At 70.6% G+C, this 20,011-nt stretch carries 18 protein-coding genes; 11 read left to right on the plus strand and 7 right to left on the minus strand.

All coding sequences use genetic code 11. The features are described from left to right. Positions 1-142: 142 nt before the first annotated feature. The 6 genes from ACZ6S6_RS28120 (at position 143) to mug (ending at position 6,857) form a co-directional block, all read left to right on the plus strand. Complete coding sequence (locus ACZ6S6_RS28120; RefSeq protein WP_362956562.1) at positions 143-1,480, plus strand: hemolysin family protein; 1,338 nt, start codon at positions 143-145, stop codon at positions 1,478-1,480. Next, entirely contained in the window at positions 1,477-2,496 is a 1,020-nt protein-coding gene (locus tag ACZ6S6_RS28125) for a hemolysin family protein (RefSeq protein ID WP_362956560.1), read from the plus strand. Before ACZ6S6_RS28120 ends, ACZ6S6_RS28125 begins: the two co-directional genes overlap by 4 nt. 185 nt (positions 2,497-2,681) lie before the next feature. Beyond that, positions 2,682-3,527, plus strand: a complete 846-nt coding sequence (locus tag ACZ6S6_RS28130; protein ID WP_469707328.1) for an SGNH/GDSL hydrolase family protein — start codon at positions 2,682-2,684, stop codon at positions 3,525-3,527. A gap of 170 nt (positions 3,528-3,697) precedes the next feature. Further along, positions 3,698-4,498, plus strand: coding sequence for an SAM-dependent methyltransferase (locus ACZ6S6_RS28135; protein WP_362956556.1), 801 nt, complete (start codon positions 3,698-3,700; stop codon positions 4,496-4,498). 333 nt (positions 4,499-4,831) lie between these two features. Further along, on the plus strand, positions 4,832-6,274 hold the full coding sequence (purB, locus tag ACZ6S6_RS28140) for an adenylosuccinate lyase (protein ID WP_469707330.1): 1,443 nt from the start codon (positions 4,832-4,834) through the stop codon (positions 6,272-6,274). A 19-nt stretch (positions 6,275-6,293) separates the two neighbouring features. Continuing rightward, on the plus strand, positions 6,294-6,857 hold the full coding sequence (mug, locus tag ACZ6S6_RS28145) for a G/U mismatch-specific DNA glycosylase (RefSeq protein ID WP_469707332.1): 564 nt from the start codon (positions 6,294-6,296) through the stop codon (positions 6,855-6,857). A 53-nt stretch (positions 6,858-6,910) separates the two neighbouring features. Here the strand turns inward: mug and ACZ6S6_RS28150 are convergent, their stop codons facing one another. The 3 genes from ACZ6S6_RS28150 to ACZ6S6_RS28160 all read right to left on the minus strand — a co-directional run bounded on the left by ACZ6S6_RS28150 (position 6,911) and on the right by ACZ6S6_RS28160 (position 9,195). Further along, positions 6,911-7,354, minus strand: coding sequence for a hypothetical protein (locus ACZ6S6_RS28150; protein ID WP_362964655.1), 444 nt, complete (start codon positions 7,352-7,354; stop codon positions 6,911-6,913). Between the two features lie 162 nt (positions 7,355-7,516). After that, positions 7,517-8,254: an ABC transporter permease gene (locus ACZ6S6_RS28155; protein ID WP_469707334.1), complete on the minus strand. Its 738-nt coding sequence runs from the start codon at positions 8,252-8,254 to the stop codon at positions 7,517-7,519. A gap of 2 nt (positions 8,255-8,256) precedes the next feature. Then, a complete protein-coding gene (locus tag ACZ6S6_RS28160; protein WP_469707336.1) occupies positions 8,257-9,195 on the minus strand; it encodes an ABC transporter ATP-binding protein in 939 nt (312 codons plus the stop codon). 108 nt (positions 9,196-9,303) lie between these two features. Between ACZ6S6_RS28160 and ACZ6S6_RS28165 the strand changes: the two genes are divergently transcribed. The 3 genes from ACZ6S6_RS28165 to ACZ6S6_RS28175 all read left to right on the plus strand — a co-directional run bounded on the left by ACZ6S6_RS28165 (position 9,304) and on the right by ACZ6S6_RS28175 (position 12,399). Further along, positions 9,304-10,476 (plus strand): sensor histidine kinase, encoded by a 1,173-nt coding sequence (locus ACZ6S6_RS28165; RefSeq protein ID WP_469707572.1) that lies wholly within the window; start codon positions 9,304-9,306, stop codon positions 10,474-10,476. A gap of 4 nt (positions 10,477-10,480) precedes the next feature. After that, positions 10,481-11,131, plus strand: a complete 651-nt coding sequence (locus tag ACZ6S6_RS28170; RefSeq protein ID WP_362964649.1) for a response regulator transcription factor — start codon at positions 10,481-10,483, stop codon at positions 11,129-11,131. Positions 11,132-11,241: 110 nt separating this feature from the next. Beyond that, positions 11,242-12,399 (plus strand): ROK family transcriptional regulator, encoded by a 1,158-nt coding sequence (locus ACZ6S6_RS28175; RefSeq protein ID WP_362964647.1) that lies wholly within the window; start codon positions 11,242-11,244, stop codon positions 12,397-12,399. 52 nt (positions 12,400-12,451) lie between these two features. Here ACZ6S6_RS28175 and ACZ6S6_RS28180 read toward each other — a convergent pair whose 3' ends face one another. The 3 genes from ACZ6S6_RS28180 to ACZ6S6_RS28190 form a co-directional block, all read right to left on the minus strand. Beyond that, positions 12,452-13,219 (minus strand): GntR family transcriptional regulator, encoded by a 768-nt coding sequence (locus tag ACZ6S6_RS28180; RefSeq protein WP_362964645.1) that lies wholly within the window; start codon positions 13,217-13,219, stop codon positions 12,452-12,454. Positions 13,220-13,524: 305 nt separating this feature from the next. After that, positions 13,525-14,409, minus strand: a complete 885-nt coding sequence (locus ACZ6S6_RS28185) for an RNA polymerase sigma-70 factor (RefSeq protein ID WP_469707339.1) — start codon at positions 14,407-14,409, stop codon at positions 13,525-13,527. 67 nt (positions 14,410-14,476) lie between these two features. Beyond that, the gene (locus ACZ6S6_RS28190; RefSeq protein ID WP_469707341.1) at positions 14,477-15,643 is read right to left on the minus strand and encodes a DMT family transporter; all 1,167 of its coding nucleotides are present in this window, start codon (positions 15,641-15,643) and stop codon (positions 14,477-14,479) included. A 47-nt stretch (positions 15,644-15,690) separates the two neighbouring features. Here ACZ6S6_RS28190 and pdxR point away from each other — a divergent pair, with 47 nt between their 5' ends. Together pdxR and ACZ6S6_RS28200 are read left to right on the plus strand one after the other, a co-directional pair. Continuing rightward, a complete protein-coding gene (gene pdxR / locus ACZ6S6_RS28195; RefSeq protein WP_469707343.1) occupies positions 15,691-17,148 on the plus strand; it encodes a MocR-like pyridoxine biosynthesis transcription factor PdxR in 1,458 nt (485 codons plus the stop codon). A 251-nt stretch (positions 17,149-17,399) separates the two neighbouring features. After that, entirely contained in the window at positions 17,400-18,806 is a 1,407-nt protein-coding gene (locus ACZ6S6_RS28200; RefSeq protein WP_362964684.1) for a GNAT family N-acetyltransferase, read from the plus strand. On the opposite strand, the gene ACZ6S6_RS28205 is transcribed toward ACZ6S6_RS28200, so the two are convergent. After that, positions 18,736-19,983 carry a trans-sulfuration enzyme family protein gene (locus ACZ6S6_RS28205; RefSeq protein WP_469707345.1) on the minus strand — a complete coding sequence of 416 codons (1,248 nt, stop codon included), beginning with the start codon at positions 19,981-19,983 and terminating at the stop codon, positions 18,736-18,738. The genes ACZ6S6_RS28200 and ACZ6S6_RS28205 overlap by 71 nt on opposite strands. Positions 19,984-20,011 lie beyond the last annotated feature (28 nt).

Below are 20,011 nucleotides of genomic sequence, written 5' to 3' on the forward strand. Positions count from 1 at the left end.
TGATCCTTTACCATGGGTGCTCCCCTGCCGATCCTTACGAAAGGTGTGAGCGTCCATCCATGGACGAGCCTCCCAGTAGCCGACATCGCCGATACCGAGCGATCCCCCTGTCCCTGCCCGATCATGGGACGGAGGTGAACCGATGATCGAAGTGCTTCTGCTGCTCGTGGCGGTACTGCTCTCCCTTGCCTGCGGCGCCTTCGTCGCGGCGGAGTTCTCCCTGACCACGGTCGAACGCGGCCAGCTCGAACGGGCCGTGGAGCAGGGTGAACGTGGCGCGTCGAGCGCCATGAAGGCGGTACGCAGCCTCACCTTCCAGCTCTCCGGGGCCCAGCTGGGCATCACCGTCACCAATCTGGTGGTCGGCATGCTCTCCGAATCCTCGATCGCGAAACTGATCCGTGGGCCGATCGAGGCCGTCGGGCTGTCGGCCGGCGTGTCGTCGTCCGTGGCGCTCGTCATCGGTACGGCCCTGTCCACCGTGTTCCTGATGGTCGTCGGCGAGCTCGTCCCGAAGAACTGGGCGATCTCCTCGCCGCTGGCGGTCGCGAAGACCGTGGCCACCCCGCAGCGCGTCTTCACCGCCCTCTTCCGGCCCTTCATCAGCCACCTCAACAACACGGCCAACCGGATCGTGCGCCGTTTCGGGCTCGAACCCGCCGAGGAGCTGGCGACGGCCCGCAGCCCTCAGGAGCTGGTGGCACTGGCCCGGCACTCCGCGAAAGCCGGCGCCCTGGAGGCGGACACCGCCGAACTCTTCGTCCGCACCCTCAATCTGTCGGCGCTCACCGCGGAGAACGTGATGACTCCGCGGGTCCAGGTCACCGCCCTGGAAGTGCGGGCCACGGCTGAGGACGTCGCCAACGCCACCCGGGCGACCGGACTGTCCCGGTTCCCCGTGTACCGGGGCAGCCTCGACACCGTGGTCGGCGTCGCCCACATCAAGGACGTACTGGCGATCCCCGCCGAGCAGCGACCCCGTAAGCGGGTCGCCGACATGCTGCGCGAGCCGCTGCTCGTACCGGAGACGCTGACCGTGGACCGGTTGCTGGACCGGCTCTCCGGCAAGCTCGCCATGGCGGTCGTCATCGATGAGTACGGCGGCACGGCCGGCGTCGTCACACTGGAGGACATCGTCGAGGAGGTGGTGGGCGAGGTGCGGGACGAGCACGACCCGCACGAGACGCCGGACCTCGCGCCGGCCGGCGAGGACGCCGACGGACGCACCCTGTGGTCGGCCGACGGTGCGGCCCGGACCGACCAGCTGGAGAGGATCGGACTCAGAGTGCCGGACGGACCGTACGAGACCCTTGCCGGGCTGATCGCCTCGGAGGTGGGCCGGATCCCCGCCGTGGGTGATTCGGTCGAGCTCGCCGGCTGGCGGCTCGACGTGGTGGACGCCTCCGGGCGCCGCGCCGCGCGGGCGCTGCTGCACGCGCCGCTGCCCGGCTCCGACGAGCCGTCGGAGGACGCACGATGACCGCCGTACAGCTCTTCATCGGCCTGATGACGCTGGTCGTGAACGCCTTCTTCGTCGGTGCGGAGTTCGCTCTCATCTCCGTACGGCGCAGTCAGATCGAGCCGCAGGCGGAGGACGGGAACCGGCGCGCCCGCAGTGTCATCTGGGGCCTGGAACACGTCTCCGCGCTGCTCGCCGCGGCGCAGCTGGGCATCACCCTCTGCACCCTGATCCTCGGTATCGTCGCGGAACCGGCCATCGCCCATCTGCTGGAGCCGGTCTTCGACGCCGTGGGCATGCCGCACGGGCTGGTCCATCCGATCTCGTTCGTGATCGCGCTGTCCGTGGCGACGTATCTGCACATGCTGCTGGGCGAGATGGTGCCGAAGAACATCGCGCTCGCCGAGCCCGTGCGTACCGCGCTGCTGCTGGGTCCGCCGCTGGTGGCACTGGCCCGAGCGCTGCGGCCGGTGATCTTCGCGATCAACGCCTTCGCCAACGCGCTGCTGAAACTGCTGCGGGTGGAGACGAGGGACGAGGTCTCGGCCACCTTCTCGGACGACGAGCTGGCCCGTCTGGTCAAGGACGCCGGGGATGCGGGACTGGTCGACGACCGGGCGGCGGAACGGCTGCGCCACGCGCTGGAGCTGGGCCGCCGCCCCGTGCGCGATGTGGTGCTGCCGGTGGACCGGGTGATGTACACGAGGGTCGGTACGACCCCCGAGGAGCTGGAGCGGCTCTCGTCCGAGACCGGGTTCTCACGTTTCCCGGTGATGGACAGCGAACAGCGGATCCTGGGCTACCTCCATGTGAAGGACGCCCTCGATGTCACGCCCCGCGATGTGCCGTTCCCGGTGACGGCGATGCGGCCGATCGCCCGGGTACGGGCGTCCACGCCTCTCGACGACGTGCTGACCGCGCTGCGGCGCAGCCGTACGCACCTTGCGGCGGTCGTCGACGAGGACGACCGGCTGGCGGGAATGGTGACGATGGAGGACGTGCTCCGGGAACTGGTGGGACGAGCACAGTCCCGCTGATCCCTGAGGGGCGGGCCGGGGGCTGGGGCTGGTGCTCGTGCTGGTGCTGGTGCTGGTGCTGGTGCTGAGTACGGGTACAGGCCCTGGCTCGGGCCCGCCACTCCCGCTCCCGCCCCGGGGCCTGAGCCCGCCTTCTCCGGCCGTCCGGGAGGGGCCGGGCGGCCCCGCGATACGATCGCATCGCCATGGAAATGAATGCCACCTACACCAGTCTCGTCGCGGTCGGCGACTCGTTCACCGAGGGCATGTCGGACCGACTGCCCGACGGTTCGTACCGGGGCTGGGCCGACGTCCTCGCCACCCGGCTCGCCACCCGGACTCCAGGATTCCGATACGCCAACCTCGCTGTGCGCGGGAAGCTCATCGGCCAGATCGTCGACGAGCAGGTGGACGTCGCCGCGGACATGCGGGCGGATGTCGTGACGCTGGTCGGCGGTCTCAACGACGCTCTGCGCCCCAAGTGCGACATGGGTATGGTCCGCGGACGGCTGGAGGAGGCCGTGGAGCGCCTCGCACCTTCATGCAAGAAACTGGTGCTGATGCGCAGCCCCGGGCGCAACGGACCCGTGATGGAACGGTTCCGGCCGCGGATGGAGGAGTTGTTCTCCCTGGTCGACGACCTGGCCGCCCGGCATGGCGCGGAGGTCGTCGATCTGTACGGCGCCCCGGTGCTGGGCGACCCCCGGATGTGGGATGTCGACCGGTTGCATCTGACCGCCGAGGGACATCGCAGGGTGGCCGAGGCCGTGTGGCAGTCGCTGGGCCTGCCCCCGGAGAACGACTGGCAGTCGCTGTTGCCCGCATCCGTCCCGCCGCACTGGGCCACCCGGCGCGTCGACGATCTGCGCTTCGCCCGTGAGCACCTGTTCCCCTGGATAGGACGGCGCCTGACCGGCCGCTCGTCGGGGGACGGACGTACGGGAGCGCAGTTCAGCGCCGAGCAGGGCCAGGCCTTCTGGGTGACCCCCGACGACGATGCCGCTGCTCCGGGCCCGGTCGCCGCGTGGCGCCGGGTGACCGCCGGCGAATAGCTTTCCGCCCTCTTCCGGCCCACCGAGCGCCCGGCGCTGTCTCCTTTCCCCGTAAGGGAGTTGCTCCCCGGACAGGCTGGTGCGGACGAGGCGGGTGGGGAAGCATGGCCGTGCGCGGTACGGAGAGCGTCCGCGCACAGGCTGAGCGACGCGAAGAGAGCGGATGGCGGATGACTGACGAACGGGGCACCCGGACAGTGGCGGACGGGATCGACACGGGCACGCCGCATTCGGCGCGGGTGTGGAACTACTGGCTGGGCGGCAAGGACAACTACGAGGTGGACCGCCGGCTCGGGGCGACGGTGGAGGAGCTGTACCCGCAGATCATCGAGATAGCGCGCGCCTCCCGGGCATTCCAGGCGCGAGCGGTGCGCTATCTGGCCGGCGAGGCGGGGGTACGGCAGTTCCTGGACCTCGGCACCGGCCTGCCGACGGCGAACGCGACGCATGAGGTCGCCCAGAGTGTCGACCCGGCAGCGCGCATCGTGTACGTCGACAACGACCCGATCGTCCTGGCCCACGCCCGTGCCCTGCTGTCCAGCCGGTCCGAGGGGGCTACGGACTATGTGCACGCGGACCTCACGGACGCGAAGACAGTGTTGCGCGAGGCCGCCCGGACGCTGGACCTCGACCGGCCGGTGGCCGTGATGGTGCTCTCGACACTCGGGCACGTGGCGGACCCGGACGAGGCTGCGGCGCTGCTCCGCAGCTACCTGGACGCCCTGCCGGCGGGCAGCTGGCTCATGCTGTGCGACACCATTGAGACGCCGGAGACCCAGGCGGGGTCCGACGAGTACGCCAGTGGGGGTGCCAAGCCGTACATCTCGCGCCCCAAGGAGATCATGGCGACCTTCGCGGACGGACTCGACCTGGTGGAGCCGGGCTTCGGCTCGATCAGTCTCTGGCGCCCCGAAGGGCCCGTGACCGGCGAGCCGGTCGACCAGTGGGGATTCGTGGCCGCCAAGCGGTAGCACCCGTTCCGGCCGATCGGCGCTCCGGCCCGATCGGCCGGGCGGACACCGAAATCGCCCAGCGCCGCGGTGAGCCCACCTTGGCCACGCGACCATCCCCACCCCTGTCATCCCCACCCCGATCATCGCCGATCCAGCCATCACCGATCCGCCATCGCCACCCGGTCCGTCGGGCGTCCCGGCCCGCAGGGACAGCCGGCACTCAAGGCCGACAGAGGCAACTGATACTCGTGGCCGCCGGAGACAGCCCGCACTCGTGGCCGGGCTCTCGTAGTAACCCACAAACCGGGCCGCGGCACCGACCTGCACAAACCGCCAGTAGAATCACGACACGTGACTGCTGTGTCTGCGAAGCCTCGCATCCCCAATGTCCTGGCCGGCCGCTACGCCTCCACGGAGCTGGCCGTCCTTTGGTCCCCCGAGCAGAAGGTGAAGCTGGAACGTCAGCTGTGGCTGGCGGTGCTGCGCGCCCAGAAGGACCTCGGGATCGAGGTGCCCGACGCCGCTCTCGCTGATTACGAGCGCGTCCTCGACCAGGTAGATCTGGCCTCGATCGCCGAGCGCGAGAAGGTCACCCGGCATGACGTCAAGGCCCGCATCGAGGAGTTCAACGCCCTCGCCGGCCACGAGCAGGTCCACAAGGGCATGACGTCCCGGGACCTCACCGAGAATGTCGAACAGCTTCAGATCCGGCTCTCCCTGGAACTGATGCGCGACCGCACCGTCGCCGTGCTGGCCCGGCTCGGCAGGCTCGCGGGCGAGTACCGCGAGCTGGTCATCGCCGGCCGCTCCCACAATGTCGCCGCGCAGGCCACGACGCTCGGCAAGCGCTTTGCGACAGCGGCTGACGAGCTCCTGGTCGCCTACGGCCGCCTGGAGGACCTGCTGGGCCGCTATCCGCTCCGCGGGATCAAGGGGCCCGTCGGCACCGCTCAGGACATGCTCGACCTGCTGGGCGGCGACGCCGGGAAGCTGGCCGACCTGGAGCAGCGCATCGCCGGCCACCTGGGCTTCGCGCAGGCCTTCACCTCGGTCGGCCAGGTCTATCCGCGCTCGCTCGACTACGACGTGGTGACCGCACTGGTGCAACTGGCCGCCGCGCCGTCCTCGATCGCGAAGACCATCCGGCTGATGGCCGGGCACGAACTGGTGACCGAGGGCTTCAAGCCCGGCCAGGTCGGCTCGTCCGCGATGCCGCACAAGATGAACACGCGCTCCTGCGAACGCGTCAACGGCCTGATGGTGATCCTGCGCGGTTACGCGTCGATGACCGGCGAGCTGGCGGGCGACCAGTGGAACGAGGGCGACGTGTCGTGCTCCGTGGTCCGCCGGGTGGCGCTGCCGGACGCGTTCTTCGCGTTCGACGGTCTGGTGGAGACCTTCCTGACGGTGCTCGACGAATTCGGCGCCTTCCCGGCCGTCGTCGCCCGTGAGCTGGACCGCTACCTGCCGTTCCTCGCCACCACCAAGGTGCTGATGGGTGCGGTGCGCGCGGGTGTCGGGCGTGAGGTCGCCCACGAGGCGATCAAGGAGAACGCGGTGGCTTCCGCCCTGGCCATGCGCGAGCAGGGCACGGAGCGCAACGAGCTGCTGGACAAGCTGGCCGCCGACGAGCGCATTCCGCTGGACCGTGCCCAGCTGGACGAACTCATGGCCGACAAGCTCTCGTTCACGGGCGCCGCGGGCGACCAGGTCACAGCCCTCGTCTCCCGCATCGAGGAGATCACCAAGCAGCACCCGGAGGCCGCCGGATACACGCCGGGCTCCATCCTCTGACGGCCCTCGCCACCAAACGATGACACCCGATGAGCTCCAGGCCGCCCGTGACCGCACTGTTCCCGATGTGGTCGCGGGTGGCCTGCGCGTACTGTTCTGCGGAATCAATCCGAGCCTGATGACTGGTGCCACGGGCCACCACTTCGCCTTCCCCGGCAATCGCTTCTGGCCGGTACTCCATCTGTCGGGTTTCACGTCGAGGCAGTTGAGGCCCTCCGAACAGTCCGAACTGCTCCAGTACCGGCTCGGCATCACCAACGTGGTCGCCAGAGCCACGGCCCGAGCCGACGAACTCACCGCTGAGGAGTTCCGTGCGGGGGGAGAGATCCTCACCGCGAAGGTGGAACGGCTGCGGCCACAGTGGCTGGCGGTGGTCGGCATTACGGCGTACCGGACGGCATTCGGTGAACGCCGTGCCCAAATCGGACCACAGAACCGGATGATCGGCGGAGCCCACGTCTGGGCCTTGCCCAACCCCAGCGGCCTCAACGCCCACTGGACCGCTCAGACGATGGCCGAGGAGTACGGACGGCTCCGCGCGGCCGTCGCCGCGGACCCGCTCACCGACACCGCCGGGGCCTGACTACCAAGGCGAGGTTGCCGGCACTGGGACCCGGCTGAAGCGATCCACCCGCCTCACGGCGGGTCTATCTCCGTCACCACGACGGTCAGCTCGCACCCGGGCCCGTCCTTCTCCAGACAGAGACCCAGGGCGATCCACCGTTCCTCGATGTGCCAGAGCCGGAAGTATTCGCAGCCCGCGGCTGTCTCGGCCCAGGGATCGGGTATCACCTCGCCGGACATCATGCGCTCCTGCGCGCTCCACAGACTGATCATCTGCGGCTCCCCCCAGCGCGCACCGAGCAAGGTGATCAGCGCGTCATGCTCCGCGAGACACTGCGCCCGGTGCTCCAGCCGCGCCGCCTCGTCCTCGTCCTCGTCCCAGGCATCGTCGTCCGCGTGCAGGAACGCGGTGTGATAGCCGGGCCCGCTGACTCCCGTGCCCGATCGGACGCGCTCCACGGGAAACTCCTGGGCGCGCATCCCGTCGATGAGGCGGAGCTGATGTGCGGTGGTCATGCCGTCAGTAAACCGCCCTGCACTGACAACCGAAGCCTCGCCCCATGCTTTGAGCCGATTTCAACCACCTCGTCCCGGCACCTCAGCGTCCCGGCGCCACGGTGCCGGCACCTCAGCGTCCCTACGCCACAGGGTCCCGACGTCCTTGCGGGACGGCACCGCTCAGGCGTCGCGGCGTCTCAGCGCCCACCATCCGGCCAACAGAGCCGCCGCCGCCCAGGCCGCGGTGACGGCCAGTCCTGTCCAGGGTCCGAGGCTGCCTTCCGGGTGCTGGTGCAGCACCAACTGTCCGGCCCGGTCGGGCAGATAATCCGCCGCACTGCCCGCGATGTCCCCGACTACGAACGAGACGATCAGGATAAAGGGGATGAGCAGACTGAGCACGGCAACCGCGCTGCGCAGCAAGACCGTCAGCCCCGCCGCGAAGAGGGCCATCAGGGCCAGATATATCCCGCCTCCGAACGCCGCCCGCAGGGCGCCTGGTTCCCCCAGCCCGATGGCGTACTCCCCCATGAACAGCTGCCCCACCAGAAACGAAGCAAAGGCGGTGATGAGGCCTACCGCCAGCGCCGCCCCTCCGACGAGTGACATCTTGACCGTGTAGAAGTGGGTGCGGCGCGGAACGGCCGCGAGCGACATGCGCAGCGCGCCATTGAGGTACTCGGACGAAATCGCAGTCGCACCGAAGCTGATGGCCGCGATCTGACCGAAGTTCAGCGCGTAGAAGGCGCCGAAGACGAGTTCGGCGTCCGCGTTGTCCGCCTCGGCCTGACCGACGGTGGCAAAGGTGAGCACCGTGACGACCATCGTGACGAGGAAGACGGCGATCAGGGATCCCGAGATGGAGCGCACCGATCTGATCTTGATCCACTCGGAACGCAGGACTGCTGTTGTCTGCATGGTCAGGCCTCCTGACGGGTGGCGGGCGCGACAGCGGCGGAAGCGAATTCCGCGGCACCGGCGGTGAGGTCCAGGTAGGCCTGTTCCAACGTGGCCTGCTCGTCTATGAGCTCCAGTACCGCGATGCCCTCGCTGGCCGCCATCGCTCCGATCTCCTCCGCTTTCGCGCCCTCGACGGTCCAACGGCCGTCCTCGCCCTGCGCGGCCCGGTAGCCCTTGCGTGTCAACACCTCACCGAGCCGGGAGGATTCGGCCGTGCGCATCCGCACCCTGGGCCGGCTGCGGGAGTCGAGGAATTCCTGCATCGGCAGATCGATGAGGAGCCGCCCCCGCCCGAGCACGATCAAGTGGTCGGCGAACGACGACGTCTCGTTCATCAGGTGACTGGAGACGAGCACCGTGCGGCCCTCCCGGGCGAGCCGCTTCATCAGTTCCCGGATCCAGACGATGCCCTCCGGATCCAGCCCGTTCGACGGCTCGTCCAGCATGACCACCTCCGGGTCACCGAGCAGCGCCGCCGCTATACCGAGCCGCTGGCGCATGCCGAGAGAGAACGTCTTGATCCGGCGTCCGCCGACCTGGGCGAGGCCTGCCTCCTCCAGCACCTCGTCGACCCTGCCGGGGCCCATGCCATTGCTCGTCGCGAGCGTCAGCAGGTGGTTGCGGGCCGTCCGCGAACCGTGAGCGGCCTGCGGATCGAGGAGTACCCCGACGTGGCGCAGCGGCTCGTCCAGGGCGGCATACGCCTGCCCGCCGATGGTGGCGGTGCCCGCTGTGGGCCTGTGCAGCCCGAGGACCAGCCGCATGGTGGTGGACTTGCCCGCCCCGTTGGGCCCGAGGAATCCGGTGACCCGGCCGGGCCGCACGCTGAACGTGAGGTGGTCCACAGCGCGGGTCGCGCCGTAGTCCTTCGTGAGCTCGTGGACATCGATGCTGGTCATGTCCTCAGCCTCGCGGCCCCGCCGGCGACGGTCCTCCCCCGACGGAGTGGATCGTCTCCCTCGCTCGGGGGAGCCGCCGCACCCGAGCACGCTGGCACGATGGGCGGCATGCTCCGCTTCCTCCACCCGTTGGCCGCACAGGTCACCTACACCCGCTGGCTGCATCTGCTCATGCCGTCCGCCGTCGTGAGCGTGTGGCTGTTCATCTCGATGGACACGCCGTGGGTGCCCGTCGTCCTCGCGGCGCTCGTCGGCCTGATACCCGGTATGCGGCTCGCCGAGGGGATCCAGGCGCAGCTGTTGCTCACACCCGCGGAGCGCGGCGCCCCCGACGCGACCATCTCGGTGGCGCCGTCAACCTCTTGGTCCGAGCGCTGGCGGACCGCGCTCTGGCTGGAGGTGCGGCTGCTGTGCGCGGGCCTGGCCGGCCTCGCCACGGTGTGGCTGCCGGCCACAGCGTTCGACCTCGTCCGCTCAGCGCTGGGGTCGAGACCGAGCGACGAATGGTTCGCCTCCGGACTCGGAGCGCACTGGTGGGCTGCGGTCCTTGCTCCTGTTCCCCTGCTCATCATGCTCGCCGTGATCGTGGGCTGTGGGGAGCTGATCACCGCGGCCGCCCGTTGGCTGCTGGGCCCGACGCCGGTCCAGCGGCTGACAGCGCTGGAGGAGCGCACCGAGCAGCTCCTCGAACGCAATCGGATCGCGCGGGAGCTGCACGACTCGATCGGGCATGCCCTGACAGTGGCCGTGGTGCAGGCGGGTGCCGCAAGGGCGGCGGGCGACCCCGAGTTCACCGAACGGGCCCTGGTGGCGATCGAGGAGACCGGCCGTGACGCGCTCGAAGACCTGGAGCGGGTACTGAGGGTGCTACGCGAGTCAGGTAAGCCTCCAGGGCAACGACCGTCGCTGAGTGAGGCGGACCGGTTGCTGGACTCCGCTCGGGGTGCCGGGGCCACGGTCGACGCCGAGGTGTCCGGTCCGCTGGAACAGGTACCGGGGTCGGTGTCCCGTGAGGGGTACCGCATCCTTCAGGAATCCCTCACCAATGCCCTGCGGCACTCGGGGACCGTCCCCGTCCGGGTCCGTATCACCGTCGCGGAGGGAAGGCTGGACTTGGAGGTGACCAACCCGTTCACGGGTTCGACCGGTACACCCGGGGGAGGAAGCGGGCTGCGGGGCATCCGCGAGAGAGCCGCCCTGCTGGGCGGAAATGCCAAGACCGGACTGTACGGAGGGGAATGGATGGTGCACGCGAGCCTTCCGCTGGACCGCATACGCTGACCGGATGCCGGTTACCGTTCTTCTGGTCGACGACGAACCCCTGGTCCGCGCAGGTCTGCGTGCAGTTCTGGAGGCCCAGCCCGATATCGAGGTCGTCGGTGAGGCGGGGGACGGCGCCGCGGTGATCCCGCTGGTGCGGCGGCTGCGCCCCGACGTCGTGGCGATGGACGTCCGGATGCCGCTGATGGACGGTATCGAGGCGACCCGGGTGGTGCTGCGCACGGTGCCCGATCCGCCGAAGATCCTGGTGGTGACGACGTTCGAGAACGACGAGTACGTGTACGAGGCGCTCCGCGCGGGGGCGGACGGGTTCCTCCTCAAGCGGGCCCGGCCCGCGGAGATCGTTCATGCGGTGCGGCTGGTGGCGGAGGGCGAGTCCCTGTTGTTCCCGGCGGCCGTCCGGCAGCTCGCCGCCGAATACGGTACGAGCAAGGCGCGCAAGACCATGGACCGGGCTTCGCTCACCGAGCGCGAGGCCGCGGTGCTGCGGCTGATGGCCCGGGGGCTGTCCAACGCCGAGATCGCCGCGAAGCTCGTGGTGGGTGTGGAGACGGTGAAGACCCATGTCAGCGGCGTGCTGGCGAAGTTGGGCGCCCGGGACCGCACCCAGGCGGTCATCGCCGCGTACGAGTCGGGATTCGTCACCCCCAGCTGAACCGCAGCTGATTCCGGTTCTTCCCGGACCGCGTTGTGTCCCGCAGTCGCCCCGCCCCTGAGCACCGAGTACCATCCGCCTGACATGCGCACGAGCTGGGAGGACACACCGTGGGCCGGCTGACCGGTGGGGACCCGTCGCTGCTGCGTCGGATCAATTCCGCGGTGGTGCTGCACGCTCTCAGGGGCGCCGGCTCCCCGACCCTCACGGACCTGACCCGGATCACCGGTCTGTCGCGGCCGACGGTCGAGGGTGTCATCGAGGGGCTCTTCGAGGCCGGCCTGGTCGTCGAGTCGGCGCCCGACGGTGCCGAGGCACGACGGCAGGGCCGTCCGGCCCGCAGGTTCCGGTTCCGTGCCGAGGCCGGGCATCTGCTGGGCATCGAGATCGGCCCGCACCGGGTCTCGGCGCTGCTGTCGGGTCTGGACGGCCGGATCATCGGCGCCGGCTCACGTGATGTGTCGGAGACCGCGTGCGCCGACGACCGCCTCGACAAGGTGCGGACCGTGGTCGCCGAAGTCCTGCGGCGGACGGGTGTGGCCCGCAGCAGCCTGCGGGCGGTCGGGGTCGGCAGTCCGGGCATCGTGGAGGCCGACGGCACCGTCCGGCTGGGCACCGCGTTGCCGGACTGGACCGGCCTGGCGCTCGGTGAGCGACTGCGACGGTCCTTCCGCTGCCCTGTTCTCGTGGAGAACGATGCGAACGCCGCAGCCGTCGCGGAGCACTGGAAGGGCGCGGCCACGGAGTCCGACGACATCGTGTTCGTGCTGGCGGGGCTGAGTCCGGGAGCGGGTTCCCTGATCGGCGGACGGCTGCACCGCGGTTTCGGCGGTGCGGCGGGCGAGATCGGTGCGCTGCACCTCCTCGGCCGTGACGTCACACCGGAGCGGCTGCTGTCCACGACGGACACGCCGCTGGACCCGCTGGACGAGCATGCGGTGGCCGCCGTGTTCGCGAAGGCGCGGCACGGCGACGAGCAGGCGCAGGCGGCGGTCGAGCGGTTCATTCAGCGGCTGGTCCACGATGTGGCGGCGCTGGTGCTGGCACTCGATCCCGAGCTGGTGGTCGTCGGGGGGTGGGCAGCCGGACTCGACGGAGTGCTCGACCCGCTCCGCGGTGAGCTGGCCCGCTACTGCCTTCGGCCCCCGCGGGTGGCGCTGTCGCTGCTCGGCGAAGCCGCTGTGGCCACGGGGGCGCTGAGGCTGGCACTCGACCACGTCGAGGAGCAGCTCTTCGCGGTGGAGGGAACGGTGACGGCCCGCCGCTGAGTGCGACGGGCCGAACAGTTCGGATCTTGGCGGGCGACCGGGAGGAAGCCGGTCAGGACGCCTGGCGCTCCTGGTCGTGGTGGCTGATCTCCAGGTCGCCCGAGTCGCCGAAGGTGAGCCGGCAGGTGTCGGCCCGGTAGGTCGCGATGGAAACGGCCGCCGTGCCGCCTGCGGCGAGGTACCGGGTGGTGACGACGAGGACGGGAGCCCCCGGAAGCCGGTCGAGCTCCTTGGCATCGTCCGCGCGGGCCGAACCGAGTTCCACCGAGCGGTCCTGGCCGTCGAGCCCGAGCCGGTGCAGTTCACGCACGACGCTGCGGGCCCTGGCGGTGCCGGACGGAGTGTCTATGGCGGACAGTTCGGGGACCGAGGACGCCGGCACGTACAGCAGCTCCGCCGCGACCGCCTGCCCGTGGGAGGCCCGGATCCGGCGCACGACGTGGACGGGCTCGTCGCTGCCCACGTCGAGCGCACCGGCCACCGCCACAGGTGCGACCGCGGTCTGGCAGTCCACCGGCTGCCACGCCTCACCCGCGCCGCCTCCGCTCCAGTCGTGCTGAGCGGTGGAGACGGCCACGCCCACTCGCGGCGGCGCGACCGTGGTCCCGACCCCCCGGCGGCGCTGCAGTCTGCCTTCGAGTTCGAGCTGCTCCAGTGCCTGCCGGAGCGTGGCACGGGCGACGCCGAACCGGGCGGCGAGCTCCCGCTCGTTGGGAAGGATCTCCCCCACCGCAAAGTCCGAGTCGAGTGCCTCACTGAGCACGGTCTTGAGGTGCCAGTACTTCGGCTCCGGTACCGATTCCAGCTGCGTGGTCCCCACCCTTGTCCTCCGCAATCGCCCAGCGGCTATTCCGCGACGTTATTTATTAAAGGTTCCTGTCTTAACGTTGCGACCATAGGACGGCACACCCCCTTGGTCAAGACCAATCCTTAGCCGGTAACGCTGTGAAACGGGGCTCTGCCGCAGAGCGTTCACAGGACGTTCGTGGACCGGTTCGCATCGCGCAGCGCAAAGCCCCACGTCCGGGCAGGTCCGTGGGGCTTCGGGAGCGATCTGGGCGGCTGCCGGCCGGAGACGGCCGGAAGGGGAATGTGTTGGTTGAGGCAGTCGGCGGATCCGGTCGGCTACGCGCCACCGAAACCGGTGAGCTTGTCAGGATTACGAACGATATACACACATTGGATAAGTCCGCCCCACACATCGATCTGCATGACGGAATCGGGCTTTCCGTCGATGAGGACCAGCAGCGCCGGTCCGCCGTTCAGTTCCAGGCTCCGGACCTCCAGGTCCGGGATCGGCTCGTGGGCGACGGCCTGGAGGAAGCGGCCGACCTTTTCCGCACTCTCCAGGATGCGCAGCGGCGCCTTCGACTTCCCGCCGCTGTCACCGACGAGCCGCACGTCCGGCGCGAGGAGCGCGAGCAGCGCCTCGATGTCACCGCCCGCGGCCGCTGCGAGAAAGCGTTCCGTGAGGTCACGACGGTGGACGGGATCGACGTCGTAGCGCGGCTTGCGCTCCTCCACATGGCGCCGGGCGCGCCCGGCGAGCTGACGGACGGCCGCTTCGGTCCGGTCGAGCGTCGCGGCGATCTCTCCGTACGGAAAGCCGAAGGCCTCGCGCAGGACGAAGACGGCACGCTCCAGCGGGGACAGCGATTCGAGGACGACGAGCACCGCGACGGAGACGGAGTCGGCGAGCACGGCCTGCTCCGCCGTGTCGGGCACGGCGGGGCCGAAGTCGGTGACAAGGGGTTCCGGCAGCCAGGGCCCGACGTACGCCTCACGCCGCGTCCGGAGCTGTCGCAGCCGGTCGATGGCGAGGCGGGTGACGATCCTCACGAGGAAGGCACGCGGTTCGCGCACGTCCTCCCGCACCGTGGACGACCACCGCAGCCATGCCTCCTGGACCACGTCCTCCGCGTCGGCGATCCGGCCGAGCATCCGGTAGGCCACCCCGGTGAGTACGGGCCGGTGCTCTTCGAAGACGTCGGTCACGGTGTCGGTTGTCACCGTCCCATCCCAGCCGACCCGCCGCACGGTGTCCAGTTCGAATCGCCCGGACCTCTTGAACTCCAAGCTACCTGGCGGTAGTTGTTGTTGACGCGCCGGGTTCCACGAGCCGTTGTCCGCCGGACGCGATGTCCTGTTCACCGATGGTGTGCCGGGGCCGGCGGTGACCATCGCGTGGTGCGGCAGCGACCGGCTGCTCCTGCGCCGCCAGGGCGTCCGGGCCGAGCACACCGTCCCCGGCGCCCGGCCGGTCCGGCTGCCGGGCCGCGACCGGGTCCCGGTGAACGACGGCCCGGCTCTCGTCGCCCGGGTGATTCCCGACACCGGCCGCTGAGTCCGTACCGGGCCGGCGCCGGTGCAGAACGCCCGACCCCAGCGCCACCCCCAGCCCGACCAGACAGCTGCCCGCGGCCTGCCCGAGACCGTACGAACCGGTGCCGACCAGCGGGGCGGTGAGCGCGGCGGAGACCGGGATCAGACCGGAGAAGAGCGTGGCGCGCTCGGCGCCGATGCGCTGCATGCCCATGTACCAGCAGACGAATCCGACGACCGTGACCACGGCGGCCTGCCAGAGCAGCGCCGCCGTCTCACCGGGTGACGGCACCCGCAGGAAGCCTCCCCCGTCCAGCACCAGCCCCAGCGCGGCCGACTCCGCGGCGGCGATCACGCAGACCGTGGCGGACAGCAGTTTCGGGCCGAGCGGGCGCAGCACGGGTACGGCGATGACCGCGAAGCCCACCTCACCGGCCAGCGCACCGACGGAACAGACGATGCCCGCCGTGTCGGTGCGGCCCCAGCCCTGGACCGTGAAGGCACCCGCGGCGACCAGCGCGGCCGCGTAGAGCACCGCGCGGGCCGGCCGACGCCCGTCCAGCAGCGGAACGAGCACCGCGACGAGGATCGGGGCGCACCCGACGAAGACTCCCGGAACAGCAGGTTCCGCGCTCCGCTCGGCGGCCAGGACGGCCAGATTGAAGCCGACCATTCCGACAGCCGCGAGCAGTGCCAGCCGCGCCCACTGCCGGCCGCTGAGCGTGCGCAGCGTGGCAGCGGGCGCAGGCGCTCCGCCCCGCCGCAGAAGAGGCAGGAGCAGCAGGCCCGCCAGGCCGTAGCGCAGCGCCTGGCCACCCGCGTACGGGTAGTCGCCGAGCACGCTGTTGGCGGTGAAGGAGGCACCCACGAGGGTGCAGGCGATGGCGGCGAGTAGGGCTCCGCGCAGATAGGTCACGTTCATGGCACCGACGCTAGGCAGCGCGGCGGCCCGGTTTAAGGTCCACTTCCATGACGTCTTCGGGGACCAATCCAGCACCGGACAGCGGCGGCAGCGGCCGGGAGCCGGTCTCCGCCGCCTGGGAGCTGCTGCTTCCGGCGGCGTCCGCCCCGGCCCGCGGGCGCGGTCGCGCCCTCCAGGCGGCGCTGCGCGAGGCGATCCGTTCCGGCCGGCTGACGCCGGGGACACGGCTTCCGTCCAGTCGTGAACTCGCCGCCGATCTCGGTCTCTCACGCGGTCTGGTCACCGAGGCGTACGAGCAGCTGACCGCCGAGAGCTATCTGCACAGCGGACGCGGGGCGGGAACATGGGTGAGCGGATCGGTGCGGGCGGCGGCGGGCCGGGCCCGCGATCTCGCCCCTCGCGCGCCCGGCACGCTCGTCGACTTCCGGCCCGGCACCCCGGACCTCTCGCTCTTTCCGCGCAGCGCCTGGGCCGCCACGCACCGTTCGGTGCTCGGCAGGCTGCCGCACAGCGCCCTGGGCTATCCCGATCCACGGGGGCTTCCCGAGCTGCGGATCGCCCTCGCGGCCCTGCTGACGAGGCGTCGGGGGGTGGTGGCAGATCCGGAACGGCTGCTGGTCTGTTCGGGCGTGGCGCAGGCGACGACCCTGCTCGGATTCGTGCTGCGCGGACGCGGGATGCGCACGGTCGGCGTCGAGGATCCCGGGAGCCCCGAACACGCCTCTCTCTTCGCCTCCACGGGCCTTGCCACCTGCCGGCTGCCGCTCGATGGCGAAGGACTGGCCACCGAGCCGCTCGCGCGCTCCGGGGTCCGTGCCGTGATGACCACCCCGGCCCATCAGTTCCCCACCGGAATCGCGTACTCCGCCGCCCGCCGCAGTCTGCTTCTGGACTGGGCGAGGGACGTCGACGGGGTGATCGTGGAGGACGATTACGACGGTGACTTCCGCTACGACCGGGCGCCCGTCGGAGCCCTTCAGGGCCTGGATCCGGAGCACGTGGCGTACACCGGGTCGGTGAGCAAGTCGCTGGCACCCGGTCTGCGGCTGGGGTGGCTGCTGGCACCGGCGTCGATGACGGACGAGATCGTCGACCGCAAACGCACGATGGATCTCGGCAACCCTGCCGTCGACCAGGCGGTACTCGCCGACTTCATCACCCGGGGCGGCTACGACCGTCAGCTGCGACGCTGCCAGCGCGCCTACCGTGAGCGCCGCGACATCCTGACCGCCGCGCTGGCCGAGCACTTCCCCGGCACCGAGGTCAGCGGTATCGCCGCGGGGCTCCACATCATCGCCCGGCTGCCCGAACGGTACGGTCCCGAGGCCGGTTTCGCCGCCCGTGCCGCCGGTGCCGGGATCGCGCTGCGGCTGATGAGCGACTGCGGAACCGTGCGTCCAGCGGACCGTTCCGTGAGCCTGGTGATGGGTTACGCGCACCTGGCGCCGGCGGACATCGCACGTGGTGTGCGTCTGCTGGCCGAGGCCCAGCGGGGCCTGCACTGATCGGCTTCCATGACGCCGGGGGCCGCGCGGCCGCCGCGCGTGGCGGGTCGACGCAGTTGGTGCGGCAGGCGGCACGGCCGGAGGCCCCCGGGGCCAGGCGGCTGCTTGAACCCTGGTCGGGGCATGGCTCGAACACCCTGGCCAACCGGCCGAAAATAGACAATAGGCAACTAGATGCACACTTAACCCATCGGTCACGAGGCGTTCGTGATCAGGCAACACCGCTCCGTCACAGTGAAGGCATGACTGATGTGACATCCGCGAAGAGTGCCCGCCGCCCCCACCACTGGCGACGGGATCTCATCGAACTCGCCGCCCTGTTCACCGCGGTCGCCGTTGCCGACGCCATCGCCAACCTGATCGGGCACCAGCCGGACGGGCCATATCTGCTCATCGCCTCGGCCCTGGCGCTGACCGCGACTGCCGCGTTCCACACCTGGTGGGCGCGGCGGCACAGCCACGCGCCACCGCCGGATACCGACGGGGTGTCCGGCCTGCACGACTCCGCCGCGCGGCCGCTCGCGGCGGCCGTCTCCCCGGCACCGGGTACCGGGTCCGGGGAGACGACGCTGTGGCGGATGCGTACCACGGTCAGGGACGCCCCCGGCAGCCTGGCGGCGCTCTGCACTGTCCTGGCCCAGCACCGGATCGACATCCTCACCCTTCAGACGCACCCGCTGGCACAGGGCACGGTCGACGAGTTCCTGCTGCGCGCCCCCGCCACGCTTCCGGCAGCGCAGCTGACCCGGGCGATCTCCGCCGCGGGCGGCAGCTCCACCTGGATCGAGCGCGCCGACGCCCATGATCTGGTGGACGCTCCGACCCGGGTGCTCGGCCTCGCCACCCGCACCGCGCTGGATGCCGCCGAACTCCCCCTCGCCCTGCGCCAACTGCTCGGCCGGTGCACCATCCACTCACTGCCCGCCGTGTCGATCACCGGACGCGCCACCGGTGAGACCGCGCCCGTCGAAGGGGTGCTGGAGGAGACGGTGATGCGGCTGCGTGACCCGTCGGGCGGCGTCATCACCGTGGAGCGGCCCTATCTTCCGTTCACGCCCACGGAGTTCGCCAGGGCGCGCGCCCTGGTCGAGCTCGACGCCCGGCTCGGCCCGCGTGTTCCGCGCGGTGAGCACGTGCTCACCCTGCCCGAGGGCAACGAGATCACCGTGCGCCGGGCGGACAGCGCCGATCTCGAAACGGCCCGAGCCATGCACGAGCGCTGCTCGGAGCAGACGCTGCGGCTGCGCTACCACGGCCCGGTCCGCGACGCCGACCGCTATCTCGACCACCTGCTGAGCCCGCGCTTCGGCCGTACCCTCGCCGTGCAGACGGCCTCCGGCCGGCTGGTAGCCCTCGGCCATCTGCTGTGGGACGGCGACGAGACCGAGGTCGCCCTGCTCGTCGAGGACGACTGGCAGCGCCGTGGCATCGGCTCCGAGCTGCTCGCCCGCCTGGTGGCGCTCGCCGTCGAGGCCGGCTGCGAGAGCGTCTACGCGGTCACCCGGGCTTCCAACACCGGCATGGTCGCCGCCATGCGCGCGCTCTCGCTGCCGCTCGACTACCAGATCGAGGAGGGCACCCTGGTGATCACCGCCCGGCTGAACGCGACTCCGGTACGGCCCCTGCCCCTGCCCCCGCATCAGCAGGCACGTCACTGAAGCCCTGACGTACGGGCTCCTCGCCGCTCAGCGCCTGGCAGAGATCGGCCCAGAGGTCCTCGACGTCCTCCAGGCCGACCGACATGCGCAGCAGCCGGTCGCCGACTCCCGATGCCTTCCGGTCTCCTTCGTCCACAATGCGGTGGCTGATGGAGGCGGGGTGCTGGATCAGGCTGTCCACGCTGCCGAGACTGACGGCGGGCGTGATGAGCCGTACCGCGGCGATCACTCGGTGCGGGTCCCCGAAGACCTCGAAGGAAACCATCGCACCGCCCAGTTCCGGGTAGTGGACGCGGACGATCCGCGGGTCGGCGGCCAGCCTGCGGGCGAGTTCCGCGGCGCTCGCGGACGCGGCCCGCACCCGTACCGGCAGCGTGGACAGACCGCGCAGCAGCAGGTATCCGGCCATCGGATGCAGCACGCCGCCGGTGGCGAAGCGCACCTGGCGCAGCAGGGCCGCGAACTCCTCGTCGCAGGCGACGACTCCGCCCATCACGTCCCCGTGGCCGCCCAGGTACTTCGTCGCGCTGTGCAGCACGATCCGGGCACCGTGCTCGACGGGCCGCTGGAGCACCGGTGTGGCGAAGGTGTTGTCGACGAGCAGCGGCACGGAGCCGCAGGAGTGCGCGACCGACCGGATGTCCACCTCCTTGAGCGTCGGATTGGCGGGGGTCTCGACGATGACCAGACCCGTGTCGGGCCGGATCGTGTCGGCGATGCCCGCCGGATCGGTCCAGGTCACCTCGGTGCCCAGCAGCCCGGCACCGAGCAGATGGTCGCTGCAGCCGTACAGCGGGCGGACCGCCACCACATGGCGCAGTCCGATGCTCGCGCGGGCCAGCAGGACGGCGGTGAGCGCCGCCATGCCGCTGGCGAACGCCACGGCGCTCGCGGTCCCTTCGAGCCGGGCCAGGGCCGTCTCGAACCGGGCGGTGGTCGGGTTGTCGAGCCGGGCGTAGACCGGCGGCCCGTCGAGCCGGGCGCCGGTGGTGGCGAAGGAGTCGATCCGCGCCGCCTCGCCCCTGGAGTCGTACGAGGGGTAGGTGGTGGACAGGTCGATCGGCGGGGCGTGCAGGCCGAGAGCCGCGAGGTCGTCGCGTCCGGCGTGCACGGCTTCGGTGGCCAGCGCCCTAGTCCGGGTTGTGGTCGGGGGCGCCATCGAGGATTCGGTGTCCATGTCACTACTCTGAACAGACACCGGGGTA

It is taken from the genome of Streptomyces sp. NPDC048671 (assembly GCF_055587045.1).